The following is a 12746-nucleotide window of genomic DNA, read 5'->3' as shown; positions in this document are numbered from 1 at the left end:
ATTAAAACCGGCTTTAACGGCGCTGTTGCCGAAAAAGCAGATCCTCGAAAAACTGATGCTGGCCGTAATACTGGTGCTGGGCTGGCATACCCTCCCAAAAGTGTTAAGAACCATTGAGCCCACCGCGGCCCTGCTTGATGCAGGCATATGGCAGCTGATCTTGCTGGCCCTGCTCTGTTATGCTGCCCTGTTGCAGCTATCGTGGTGGCTGTTGCAACGCTTTTGGCAAAGCCTGGGCCTGTATAAATTAACAGATATGGTTTCACTATTTAAACAGTTAACCTCATGGCAACAGTTAAGTTTTTTCTGGGCATCGTTTGCCTTGCTCTTGCTGGCAGCGATAGCCTGCCTGGCGGCGATAGTATAAACCTGCGGCAAGACCCCGCGCTTGCCGATAGGAAAAGGCTGTTGCAGGTGGCCGAAAAGGAACTCGGCGTGCGCGAACGTTCGGGCAAAAACGATGGCCCGCGCGTTGCCGGATACCTCAGTTATGTAAATGTACCGGAGGGCAGTGCCTGGTGTGCAGCTTTTGTGAGCTGGGTTTTTGGCCAGGCCGGTTACCCGGTACCGCGCACCGCCTGGAGCCCCGCTTTATTCCCGCTAAGCAAACGCACCAAAGACATTAGGCCGGGAATAGTGTTTGGCATTTACTTTAGCCACCTAAAGCGCATAGCCCATTGCGGGTTTGCTGAACGGAGTGATGGAGATTGGCTTATTACCATTGAGGGCAATACCAACCCGGCAGGAAGCAGGGAAGGAGATGGGGTGTACCGTAAACGCAGGCATTTAAAAGCCGTTAAATACTTTGCCGACTGGGCCAAAAGGAAAGGAGTGGAAGATGAAAACTGAATTGATCAAATACCTGGCGGCCTTTAGCCTATTGCTTTCGGCATGTGCAACACTAAAAAGCAAAAAAGTGTTGCATGAACAGGACCTTGAGGTAAAACATGACAGCCGGGAAAGCAGCATTGAGCAAAGCTGGGCAAAAAGCAATACCCTTTTGCTTGATACCGGCAACAGCGAATATGTGGTGCAAATTACCCCATTGGGGAAATTTTTCTACAGTGCGGAAAAAGGTTTTGAAGGGATGGCCGAGAAGGTGGTGATTAAAGGAAAGGCCAACAACAGGCGCATGCTGCAGGGGCAACAGCAAAAAGGACGTCAGCTTCAGGTCCGGAATGTTAATTCAGGCAGCACCAACTTAAAAACAAAACTGCAACAGGTTGATAAGAGCTGGAAGCCGCCTACCGGCCTGATTGGCGCAGGCGCGTTGTTACTGCTTGGCCTGGTGTACTGGATATGGCGGAAATGACGGTTGATGAAGAACTGACCAAAGCCAACAGTACTGTTGCAGAACGGTAATAAGGCTCAGTTCATCATCAGAAAAGCGGTGCCTTGCAAATCCCGCTCGTAAAACTCACTCAGCGCTTTCGGGCAGCACACTTCCCGTTGCTGGTGAGTTTTTACCTGATGTTTAAACAGCAGGACCGAACCGAATTGTAATGCCTGTAAATTAGAACCATCAGTAGAATATCCGAAAGGGAAACCGTAATTTATCATGTTTGATCCTGATTAATTTTAAGCCGGGAGCCTTAAAAAGTAAATAATTTAAGGTAATGATATGTGTTTAAAAAAGTACTGATTGCAGAAAACGAAGAATTTATGAATACCGGCCGAGAATTGCATTGGAAGACCTGGGCGTTGAACAGGATAACCGCGATTATGTAGTGAACTGCGATCACAACTGACCAATATGAGACCGGCTGAATTTAAAACCAAATAAGAAGTACGGCTACGGTTTTTCTGGCTATAACCAACCCCTAAAATAGCTTATGGTAATTTTTATTGGTGCGATCTAAAATGAAGTGGCCTGTTGGCAGCCGGCAGGCAATGTTATGCAATATTATCCTGAAATGGCGTAATACTGATTTCGATCATCAGCTTTTCAAAAAAGAAATAGAAACCAAACGTATTCCTGATTTTCTTAGGTTCGCTTTCAAATGATAAGTTGGCTTCTGTCTTTAACTTTTCATAGATCTCCCAAACGGCTAGCTCATTTTTCTGATAAAATCCGATGTGGAAGTTGTCAGGGTATGTAGGGGCATTTTCCTTATGGTTTAATTCCTGTCCCCAAATAACCAGGGCGAAATGATTGCCGTTTTCCAGAACGGCCATTTTGCTGTTTCGATTGACGATTAAACTAAAACCTAAATGTTTTATAAATAAATTTACAGCATTGTTAACGTCTTTTACAACGAGGTTGATGTGGTTCAGATTCATTTTATTCGTGTATTAATTACAGAACAAAATTACTTTTCCGGCATCAGGCTCAATTGGATAAATCGGTCGTTTTCGTTTTTATTTAAGATAACCGGTTTTACCCCGGCAAACTTTTTCACTTCCCTTATAAAATGCGACTGGTCTGCATAATCGAGTTGCGGGTAAAAATCACCGTTTTTCAATTGCTTCAGCGAATTTGAGAACCGGATGATATTAAGATATGACTTCAAGGTTATTCCAAACCATTTATTAAAATAACGGTTCATCTGTCTGCTGCTCCAGTAAATTTTTTCTTGCAGCGCTTTTACCGTAATTTCTCCCCTGGCTGCATAAATTGATTCGAACAACTTGATTTTCCTGTCGTCAATATCTTCCTGCAACAGAGAAGAAACGATATTGACGGCTTTTTGTTGAAAGGTTTGAAAGTCGTCCAGGTCATCCTTTGAAAATCCCCAATAATCAGCAGGTAGTATCTTTCTTGTATTTTGCAGCTCAGCAAAAGATGCTTTAAAAACATATTCGGCTGCAATGGGATAAAAGCTGATGGCAAACATAGTGGATTGTGGAAAGGGCGGTTTAACCACCGGCTCAGAACAAATACCGGAAATAAATAGCTCAAAGTTTCCATTTCTATCTGCGAAAAGAAATAAATCTATTTTCCCATCCGGAACAATAATACCTGCATTTTCTTCGTCAGAGTGGTTTTTTACCATCCAGATGCTTTCTACAAAGGGTTGCAGCGTTTCATCGGGTTTCAGGCAGATGTATGCTAATTTACTTCTATGCGAGTTCATCTATGATCATTCGAATACAAAGCTATGAATTTAGCGGCTTGCCACATCTTTGTTGAGATGAAATTCTGATCAGGCAAAATTCTTCGCACTAAACAGTTCATCTTTTTACTGATTTCAATTTCGTTCATGGTCGTTTGCGGCGTTAATGCAGCAAGCAGCACTATTGTTAATGGCTTTAAATTTTTCATCCTGCAAAAAGAAACCTGATTTTATTAAAAAAGATGAACTCCCCTCCGAAACACAGGGTGTGCCAACTCTCTGGTATTCGTTTTTTTCTAGAAAGGGATGAGCTAATGCGAAATAATTTATAACATTTAGTAGTTTCGCCCCCGATGAAGATTTTCTATGTGATGCTGCTGAGCTTATGCTCAACGAGTCTTTTTGCGCAAGTTTTAAAGGGTAAGATAAGCACTACCGGCGATTTCCCTTTAGCAGATGTTTACCTGCAGAACCTGCGGAGTAAAAAGCATGCACATACTAATGAGGCTGGTTTTTTTCTGATGAAAGATGTAAGAAGGGGCGATTCCATCCGGGTAACGTTGCTGGGTTATTTACCTGTGACAACAGTTGTAGACGGATTTGTAATGAATATCAGTTTATCACCCGCTAATTTCCAGCTCAATGAAGTGGTTGTATCGGAAGGTATAAACCATCTCTCGTCTGTAGCGGCTGTGGATCTCGCTACAAGCCCGGTAAATTCTTCGCAGGAACTTTTAAGAAAAGTACCCGGCCTCTTTATCGGCCAGCATGCCGGCGGGGGAAAGGCAGAACAACTTTTTCTTCGTGGCTTCGACCTGGATCATGGAACAGATATCAACATTTCTGTAGACGGTATGCCGGTAAACATGGTCAGTCATGCACACGGGCAGGGTTATGCAGACCTGCATTTCCTGATTCCTGAACTGGTGGAAAAGATTGATTTTGATAAAGGCCCCTATCATGCAGATAAAGGTAACCTGGCTACCGCCGGCTACGTCGGATTTCAGACCAAGGACAGATTAGATCACAACTCCCTTACACTCGAGGGCGGAAAGTTTAATACCTTTAAGGGACTTGGACTTATCAATCTGGTTAATGATGCCAAACAGGCGGCCTATGTGGCTGGGAGTTACATGAAAACCGATGGTCCTTTTGAGGCTAGCCAGGATTTTAAAAGGCTCAACCTGATGGGAAAATATACCCGGTTGTTCAATAACCTCGATAAGCTTTCGTTTTCTGTAATGCACTTTAATAGTTCATGGCTCGCCTCCGGTCAGATTCCACAACGTGCGGTAGATGAGGGACTCATTTCCCGGTTTGGGGCTATTGATGCCAATGAGGGTGGAAAAACCAGCCGCAGTAATCTCAATCTGCAGTATGATCAATTCATTAATGAAAGCACCTCGCTCAAATCCAGTGCCTTTTATAGCCGCTATGATTTCGGGCTTTACAGCAATTTTACTTTTTTTCTTAATGATCCGGTGAACGGAGACCAGATTAAACAGCAAGAGGGCAGGAACATATATGGGCTGCAATCGGTATTGAGTAAGAAATACAGTTCATCAGCTGCTGACTACGGTATGCAGTTCGGTGCCGGCTTAAGGGCAGACCAGGTTAAAGATATTGAGCTTTCCCATACGCTAAACCGGCAAACTACCCTTGAACAGGTTCAGTTTGGCGATGTTTCTGAAATTAATGCTTATGCCTTTTTGAATACAGAGATTGATATGGGTAAACTCCTGATCAATCCTGCCGTGCGCCTGGATTATTTTAACTTTAAGTATATTGATCATTTGAATGGTAATTTTGCTGCGCGTACAGGAAAGGCTACGCTTAGCCCTAAGCTGAATTTTCTATATAACCAGAGTAAAGACCTACAGTTCTTTTTGAAGATGGGGAAGGGATTTCATAGCAATGATTCACGCGTGGTGATAGCAAAGAAGACTCAGGAAATCCTGCCGGCTGCTTATGGAGCTGACCTTGGGGCAAGCTGGAAACCGGCACCACGTTTGATACTAAACGCAGCCCTATGGTATCTCTACCTGCAACAGGAATTTGTATATGTTGGTGATGAAGGGGTAATTGAGCCCAGTGGAAAAACATCAAGGAAGGGAATTGATTTTGGACTGCGCTACCAGTTAAACAATTGGTTTTTCTTAAATGGCGATATGACCTACAACCACGGAAGGGCACTGGATGAGCCGGAAGGGGCAAATTACATTCCCCTGGCACCACCTTTTACCTTTACCGGGGGGCTGAGCATGAAAGACCTGAATAACTTCTCCGGAAGCATTAAGGCCCGCTATCTTGCCTCACGTCCGGCTAACGGCGATAACTCAATTATTGCAAAGGGTTATTTTATTACCGATGCCAATGTGAACTACACCTGGAAGCGTTTTACTTTTGGCATTATTACCGAAAACATTTTTAACAGGGTATGGAATGAAACGCAGTTTGCAACCGAATCGAGGTTGCAGAATGAGCCCCTGCCAGTTGAGGAGATTGATTTTACGCCGGGAACGCCTTTCAGTATCAGAGCTAATGTATCGCTCAGTTTCTGATAGATGACCAGAGCAAAAAGTTGTACGGAAAGGAGAAAAAGCAGGTAACCGCCAATCGTAAAAACCAGCATCAGGAAAGGCTGCAAGCAAATACCGCTGGCAAGGCCATCAACAACACCACAATTAGATTATTTAATAAAAATGGAGGAAGCCTGTTGAGTTCCCCTGGTGCAGCCAGGGGGTAAACGCTGCACAGGCTTATTTTTGCTGTTAACATAAGGCCCGGAGATATCAATTGAGCCGGTTAACGCTGGCGCAACAAAATAAAGCATTCCTGAACTAAGGGGATAAACGACTCAAGCCAGTAAATTTTCACATCAAAGCTGTTTTTTGTAGGGGCTTTGTGGTAATTTATATCAGGGAAATCGCTTTTAACTTTTCTCTATTGGTTTCCAGCTCTTTCTGCGCATGCCTAAGTGTTATGTTTGCCACGGCAGCACGAAAAACACGGAAAAATTTAATCTACTCCGTGATTTCTGTGTTTCTGTGGCTAATTCATTTTTGCACATTTTATAAAAGCAATATCCCTATAATTTATCTGTTTTATTTCTTTTTCGGGCTTGTTTATCCTTATCTTTGCGGCGAAATGTTGAACAGGTTTGTTGCCATATCTTTATTATTTGCACTGATCGGATCCAATTTTTCGCGTTTTTTTATCTATGCCGGTTTCGAAGTAAACCAGAAGTATATAACAGAGAAACTATGCGAGAACAGGAACCGCCCGTGGATGCACTGTAATGGGAAATGTTTTCTGATGAAGAAATTAAAGCAGGCCGAGGAAAAGGAGAAAAAACAGGAAAGGGAAAACCAGCGAAGCCACTACATGGAGGCGTTGCCTGCCGCTGCCTGGTCTTTTACCTTTAAACGCTCAACTGTTAAAATGATCTATCCGGAACGTTCGGTGCCGGGTACCATGCACCGTGCCTTTTCTATATTCCAGCCGCCAAAAGCCTTAAGTCTTCAGGCTTAAACCCAATTGTTTTATCTTTTTTTGCTGGTTGCATTCAGGAATTTTCTGATTGCCTGGCTTGCGTATAATGCTAATCCATCGTTGCCGTTTTTTTTGGCCAGCGCTGGCGTTTAGGCCTGTGTTTTATTTTCGGGAGCATGTTGCCCAAAAATCCAAATGACAAACCCATACCGTAATGGCATGCAATAGGTATGCCCCAACGGATTATATTTAAAAAAAATGAAAAAACTTTTAACCATCATATCATTATCTGCAATTTTATTTACTTCATGTTCAAAAGATGAGTTGGTTACCGTGGCCGATGGTGCTGGCAAAACTACCCTTACTTTTGATGCTACCTTTAATGGCAGTGATTTTGCATTGAACAAAGACTTTGCCCTGGGTACCAAAACCTTTAATTTTACAAAGTTCAGGTACTGGGTGAGCAACGTAACGCTGGTAAATGCAGCAGGCGAAGAAGTAAAGGTTCCGGGATCTTATTATTTATTGGAGGAAACAGGTGCCATAAACCTGGTAGGGGTAAACAACGATAATGCCGCAACCATCTATCCGGCAACAAAACGCGAAGACGTAGTGCTGAAAGAAATTCCTGCTGGTGATTATAAAGCCATTAAGTTCGGCGTTGGTGTAGACCAGAAATATAACGATAATATGAGCCTTCAGTCGGGTGAGCTTTCTCAGTTGAACGGGATGACCAACGTATCGTGGATGTGGCTGACCAGCTATATCTTTACCTCGGCTACAGGAACCGTTAAAGAAGGTACTGCCAGCAAAACGCTTAAGGTAGAAACAGGCTTAAACGCCAATTATAAAACGGTGGCATTGAATCTTCCACAAAGCATTAAAATCGGCGCTTCAAAATCAGCAAACATTGTTATTAACGTAGACCTTTCAAAAGCATTTGACGGCATTGATGTGATGGCTACGCCAACTGTCGGCGCATCGCAGGCTGCTGTGATGAGTGCTGTAGCCGCCAATTACGGTGGTAAAGTTTTTTCAGTTAAGTCTGCAAACTAACTGGCATGAACGGCAAATATGCAGTGCTGCATCTTTCTGCCCTGATGCTGCTATCGGGCACGGTGATATCCTGTAAAAAGGATCACCGCCCGGTTGAAAATTTCCCGGCACCGACACCAGCCAGACTGGAAGTGCCGGGTAATTTGCCGAAGGTAGCAGACGATGCGGACAATCCGCTTAGTGCTGAAGGAATTGAGCTGGGGAGGATCTTATTTTATGACGCAAGATTATCAGGAAACAACAAACTGTCTTGTGCATCATGCCACAGGCAGGATATTGCCTTTTCTGATGCAACCGCATTGACCAGTATCGGGGTGTCGGCTAAACCCCTTCACCGCCATACACCAACACTGTTTAACCTGGCATGGGCAAAAAGCGGCCTTTTTTGGGACGGTGGCTCAAAGAATCTCGAATCGCAGGCTTTAGGACCATTAACCAGCGAGGATGAAATGCATCAGGATCTTTATGAGCTGGAAAGGGAACTTAAAGCGGTACCAGATTATGTTAAAAGGTTTAAACTGGTGTTTAACAGGGAAATCACCTCAACAGATGTGCTCAAGGCATTGGCACAGTTTCAAAGGACACTGATTTCTGCAGGCTCAAGGTACGATCTTTACATCAGGAAAGTACCTGGCGCGACCTTGAGCAGCCAGGAACTACAGGGACTTGCACTGGTACATGCAAAATGCGGGAGCTGCCACCAGGGTGAACTTTTTACCGACTACAGCTATCACAACAACGGCATTGATGCCATCTTTCCAGACGACCTGGAAGGAATTTACCAGGGAAGGTACCGCGTGAGCTTTGATTTGGCTGATATGGGCAAATTCAAAACGCCTTCATTAAGGAACGTGATGCTCACCGCTCCGTATATGCATGACGGAAGATTCATTAACCTGGACCAGGTGTTAGATCACTATCGTTCGGGAATTACCTATTCAGCAACTGTAGATCGGGCCCTGTATCAAAATGATGGCAATTTAGGTATTCCGATCTCGCAGGCAGAAAAAGCGGCCATAAAAGCTTTCCTATCCGCCCTTACGGATGATGCTTTCACAAAAAATAAAAAATTCAGTAATCCTAATTAATGTATGATGGAAAAATTTAATAGAAAATATAATCAGTTAATTTTGCTACTGGCCTGTTTTTCAATACTGGCCTCCTGTGAAAAAGGTGATGAACCCGCTCCGGAATTTATGGAGACCAATCTGGCGCCTTTTTCAGTAGAGTTCGATAACATCATCGGCGACCGCACGCTTACCTTCAATAATACCGCTGCGCCCTATACCAACGCAGCCGGCGAAAAGTTTACCGTTTCCATGCTGCAGTATTTCATCAGCAACATTAAGGTGGCTACCGCAGATGGAAAAGAATACGCAGTAAAACAGGATAGCAGTTATTTTCTGATCAGATCATCAGACAAAGCTACCCGTTTTGCAAAAGTACGTGTGCCTGAGGGCGATTATACCAGGTTGACTTTTACTTTAGGCGTAGATAGCCTGAGAAGTACGATGGGTATTGATAAGCGTACAGGAGTACTTGACCCGGCAGCAAATGGCGATCATGATAGCGGGGGCATGTACTGGGGCTGGAACTCCGGGTACATATTTTTCAGGTTTGAAGGCAATGCCGGGGTGATCTCGGATGACGCAAATGGTGATCCCACCGGAAAGAAACAATTCAAATACCACATCGGCGGCTTTGGTGGTTATGCTGCGCCGACCATCAACAATATCAAAACCATCACGGTTGATCTGACCACTGCAGGGATTGCCAAAGTGAGAAAGGACAGGCAGAGTAACGTTCACCTTTTTGTAGATGCGATGAAGGTTTTTAACCGGCCCAATGGTTTTAGTATCGCCGCTCATCCCAATGTGATGTTCAGCGATTATAGCGTAAACATTGCAAAAAACCTGACCACTATGTTCAGACACGACCACACCGAAAACTAGGCATGATGAGTAAAAAACAGATATTGATTATTTTTTCGCTATGCCTTTTTGTGTACGCCTGCAAGAAGAGTGATATGGTACAAGAGCAGGTGGAGGCCTTTCTGGGATTTCAGCAACCGGCCAATTTTCCGGCGCCCGTTTACAAGCTTTCTGCCAATCCGGTAACCAAGGCAGGCTTTGAGCTGGGGCGAAGCCTTTTTTATGAAGCCAGGCTTTCCAGAAACAATACGGTAAGCTGCGGCTCCTGCCATATCCAGTCGTCTGCTTTTACGCAGCACGGGCATGATGTGAGCCATGGCATAGATGACCGCCTGGGTACCCGGAACTCTCCGCCAATTATGAACCTGGCCTGGAACAAGGCGTTTATGTGGGGCGGAGGCATTTTTGACCTCGACCTGCAGCCTGTTGCGCCCATTACCAACCATGAGGAAATGGATGAAAGCGTTGAGAATGTGATGGCGAAGCTGCGCCTGCTTCCAAAGTATACTACCCTGTTCAAAAATGCTTTTGGCACGGAGGAAATCACTACCGCAAGGATGATGAAAGCACTATCGCAGTTTATGGTGATGTGCATCAGCAGCAATTCTAAATACGATAAAGTGATGAGAAAGGAAGCGGGTGTATCCTTTACCACCCAGGAGCAGCAAGGTTATATGCTGTTTAAAGAGAAATGTGCTTCTTGCCACAGCGAGCCTTTGTTCACCGATGGATCTTTTCGCAATAACGGGCTCTCTCTGAGTCCTATTAACGACCAGGGATTATATACCGCTACGCTGATCGCAACTGACAGGTACAAGTTCAAGGTACCATCACTCCGAAACCTGAAATATACAGCACCTTACATGCATGATGGCAGGTTTTTAACGCTTGACGGCGTACTGGAACATTACCATTCGCAGGTGCAGGACCTGCCAAACCTGGATCCTATCCTAAAAAATGGCGCCAGGTTGGGCATTGCCTTGAGTGATGAGGACAAGAGCAAACTCCTGGCATTTTTAGCCACACTAAACGATGAGACTTTTATAAATAATCCGGCCCTGGCCGAACAATAATTTAAGCATGACCATAAAAAAAACATTGATATGGGTTTTTCTGATGGCACTTGGCTTTCCTTCTCTGGCCTGCGATATCTGCGGCTGCGGGGTAGGAAGTTACTATATCGGAATCCTGCCCGAATATAACAAGCGGTTCTTAGGGCTGCGCTATCAGTACAAGTCCCTGCGCACCCACCTTGGGCCGCAAGGGGAGCGCACGCCGCTGACCGCAGACGAGACCTACCAAAGCGCCGAGCTTTGGGGCGGATGGAACTTTGGAAAGAACTTCCGCGTTTTAGCATTTGTTCCTTATAACTTCAACCAGCGCAAAAGCCAGGAAGCAAATGGTACAAAGAACGGAATGGGTGATATTGCGGTGATGGGATACTATAACCTGTTCAACCATACTGGTACCCTGGGCGAAAAACTACTTGTCCAGTCGCTTTGGGTGGGTGCTGGGATTAAGGTGCCTACCGGAAAATATGAACCTGCCGAGCGCCTGGCCGTTCAGGAATCGCCCAACAACTTCCAGCTGGGTACCGCAAGTACCGATTTTACAGTAAATGCGGCTTATGATATCCGCTATAACGACCTTGGACTGAACCTGAATGCCAACTATAAAATAAATACCGAAAACCAATATGCGTACCGTTACGGCAATAAGTTTACCGCAAACGCGCTGGTGTACTATAAGTTCCGTATCGCCCATACCGTAACCATAGCGCCAAATGCAGGGCTACTCTATGAGACTGCGGACAAGGATGTGGAGAACAAAAAATATATGGTCGACGTGTCTGGTGGCTATTCGCTTTCAGCAGTTGCAGGCCTGGAGGTTGCCATGAAAGGGCTTTCGGTAGGCGCCAATTACCAGAACGTCAGATCGCAGGACCTGGCTGGCGGAAGGGCATATGCCGGAAACCGCCTGATGGTACACATGAGTATTCCGTTTTAAATACACAATCTAAAATTCAAGTTATGGATATTAAAAATTTAATCAAAAAAAGTTTAGGTGCCTTAGGCGCATTTACCTTCTGTGCAGCAATGGCCATTGGCTGTAAAAGTGAACCCGATTATAAAACCGTACGCCAGGAAGTGATGGATCTTCATGATAAGGTAATGGGAGACGGGGAAAAGGCGGTGAAAAACAGAATGGTACTGGATACCCTTTCCAAAGTAAGGTTAAAGGAGCTTAAGCAGGCAAAGCCCGATCTTGATACCACGGAGGAAAAAAATAAAATCAGTTTATTGATTGCAAAGCTGAACAAGGCAGATGATAACATGATGGACTGGATGCATGATTTCCAGCCAGATATTGAGGGAAAGAGTAATGGAGCGGCGGTGAAGTATTTTCAGGGTGAGATGATCAGGATTAAAAAGCTTGATGGTGAATACAAAAAGGCGCTGGATGAATCGGATGCTTACCTGGAAAAGTTTAACCTGAAACCTGCTTCAACAGCGGCTGAACATGACCACAGTAAACATTGATTTAAAAAGCGGAGCGATGAAAAAGGAAACTTTAAAGTGCCTGCTGCTGCTTGCAGTGGTAGGCATAGTCTGCTCGTGCGGGCAAACCGCGCGCAGATTGCCGCTGATACCGGATGGGGTGAAGCAGACCATGGTAGATGGAAAACCCGTGATTGATACGGTTTACAAAACCATATCGGATTTCGGCTTTTTAAACCAGGATAGCATCATGGTGACCAATAAAGATTTCGACGGCAAAATCTATGTAGCGGATTTCTTTTTTACTTCCTGCCCAACCATTTGCCCCATCATGCACCGCAACCTTTTAAAGGTGTATGAAAATATAAGGGCAATCCGGAGGTGATGTTTTTATCCCACACGATTGATTACCGTTATGATATTCCATCGAGACTGAAGGCTTACCGTAGCAGGCTTGGGGCAGCAGGTAAACAATGGCAGTTTGTGTGGGGAGCTAAGGAGCTTGTTTACGCCATGGCCCAAAAGGATTACCTGGTTTCGGTCAACGAAGACAAGGCCGCAGCCGGAGGTTATGTGCACCAGGGTTATCTGGTGCTGATCGATAAGCACCGGAGGGTGCGCGAAGCGTACGATGGAACGAAGCAGGATCAGGTAGAAAAGCTTATGGCAGACATGGATATTCTTTTGAAAGAGAAATAACCAATCGAAGCCTGAAC

General features: G+C 44.8%; 16 protein-coding genes. 13 read left to right on the top strand and 3 right to left on the bottom strand.

Annotated elements, in window-relative coordinates; all coding sequences use genetic code 11:
* From BM107_RS24595 to BM107_RS02580, 3 genes are all read left to right on the top strand, one after another.
* A partial coding sequence (locus BM107_RS24595; protein WP_090979924.1) for a hypothetical protein occupies window positions 1–367 on the top strand: 367 nt, incomplete at its 5' end.
* Window positions 286–849: a C40 family peptidase gene (locus BM107_RS02585; RefSeq protein ID WP_244278711.1), complete on the top strand. Its 564-nt coding sequence runs from the start codon at window positions 286–288 to the stop codon at window positions 847–849. The genes BM107_RS24595 and BM107_RS02585, both read left to right, overlap by 82 nt.
* Window positions 839–1312, top strand: a complete 474-nt coding sequence (locus tag BM107_RS02580) for a hypothetical protein (protein WP_090979920.1) — start codon at window positions 839–841, stop codon at window positions 1310–1312. Before BM107_RS02585 ends, BM107_RS02580 begins: the two co-directional genes overlap by 11 nt.
* A 56-nt stretch (window positions 1313–1368) precedes the next feature.
* Here BM107_RS02580 and BM107_RS02575 read toward each other — a convergent pair whose 3' ends face one another.
* From BM107_RS02575 to BM107_RS02565, 3 genes are all read right to left on the bottom strand, one after another.
* A complete protein-coding gene (locus tag BM107_RS02575; protein WP_090979918.1) occupies window positions 1369–1560 on the bottom strand; it encodes a hypothetical protein in 192 nt (63 codons plus the stop codon).
* Between the two features lie 333 nt (window positions 1561–1893).
* On the bottom strand, window positions 1894–2280 hold the full coding sequence (locus BM107_RS02570; protein ID WP_090979916.1) for a VOC family protein: 387 nt from the start codon (window positions 2278–2280) through the stop codon (window positions 1894–1896).
* Window positions 2281–2309: 29 nt separating this feature from the next.
* Window positions 2310–3074 carry a helix-turn-helix domain-containing protein gene (locus BM107_RS02565; protein WP_090979914.1) on the bottom strand — a complete coding sequence of 255 codons (765 nt, stop codon included), beginning with the start codon at window positions 3072–3074 and terminating at the stop codon, window positions 2310–2312.
* Between the two features lie 332 nt (window positions 3075–3406).
* Here BM107_RS02565 and BM107_RS02555 point away from each other — a divergent pair, with 332 nt between their 5' ends.
* From BM107_RS02555 to BM107_RS25255, 10 genes are all read left to right on the top strand, one after another.
* Window positions 3407–5614: a TonB-dependent receptor gene (locus BM107_RS02555; protein ID WP_090979910.1), complete on the top strand. Its 2208-nt coding sequence runs from the start codon at window positions 3407–3409 to the stop codon at window positions 5612–5614.
* Window positions 5615–6200: 586 nt separating this feature from the next.
* Window positions 6201–6584, top strand: coding sequence for a hypothetical protein (locus tag BM107_RS02550; protein WP_139222259.1), 384 nt, complete (start codon window positions 6201–6203; stop codon window positions 6582–6584).
* A 219-nt stretch (window positions 6585–6803) separates the two neighbouring features.
* Window positions 6804–7601 (top strand): MbnP family protein, encoded by a 798-nt coding sequence (locus BM107_RS02545; RefSeq protein ID WP_090979906.1) that lies wholly within the window; start codon window positions 6804–6806, stop codon window positions 7599–7601.
* A gap of 5 nt (window positions 7602–7606) precedes the next feature.
* Entirely contained in the window at window positions 7607–8689 is a 1083-nt protein-coding gene (locus BM107_RS02540) for a cytochrome-c peroxidase (RefSeq protein WP_090979904.1), read from the top strand.
* A 3-nt stretch (window positions 8690–8692) separates the two neighbouring features.
* Complete coding sequence (locus BM107_RS02535; protein WP_244278710.1) at window positions 8693–9553, top strand: MbnP family protein; 861 nt, start codon at window positions 8693–8695, stop codon at window positions 9551–9553.
* Window positions 9554–9558: 5 nt separating this feature from the next.
* Window positions 9559–10605, top strand: coding sequence for a cytochrome c peroxidase (locus BM107_RS02530; RefSeq protein WP_090980006.1), 1047 nt, complete (start codon window positions 9559–9561; stop codon window positions 10603–10605).
* A 7-nt stretch (window positions 10606–10612) separates the two neighbouring features.
* Window positions 10613–11539, top strand: a complete 927-nt coding sequence (locus tag BM107_RS02525) for a transporter family protein (protein ID WP_244278709.1) — start codon at window positions 10613–10615, stop codon at window positions 11537–11539.
* A gap of 23 nt (window positions 11540–11562) precedes the next feature.
* Window positions 11563–12072, top strand: a complete 510-nt coding sequence (locus BM107_RS02520) for a hypothetical protein (protein WP_244278708.1) — start codon at window positions 11563–11565, stop codon at window positions 12070–12072.
* Window positions 12053–12415 carry an SCO family protein gene (locus tag BM107_RS25260; RefSeq protein WP_317614791.1) on the top strand — a complete coding sequence of 121 codons (363 nt, stop codon included), beginning with the start codon at window positions 12053–12055 and terminating at the stop codon, window positions 12413–12415. The genes BM107_RS02520 and BM107_RS25260 overlap by 20 nt, the downstream gene beginning before the upstream one ends.
* A complete protein-coding gene (locus tag BM107_RS25255) occupies window positions 12415–12729 on the top strand; it encodes an SCO family protein (protein ID WP_317614790.1) in 315 nt (104 codons plus the stop codon). Before BM107_RS25260 ends, BM107_RS25255 begins: the two co-directional genes overlap by 1 nt.
* Window positions 12730–12746 lie beyond the last annotated feature (17 nt).

Origin of the sequence: Pedobacter suwonensis, from assembly GCF_900111825.1 — a bacterium.
GTDB lineage: Bacteria > Bacteroidota > Bacteroidia > Sphingobacteriales > Sphingobacteriaceae > Pedobacter > Pedobacter suwonensis.
The sequence above is the reverse complement of the archived record's forward strand: the minus strand, read 5'-3'. Positions and strand labels throughout refer to the sequence as shown.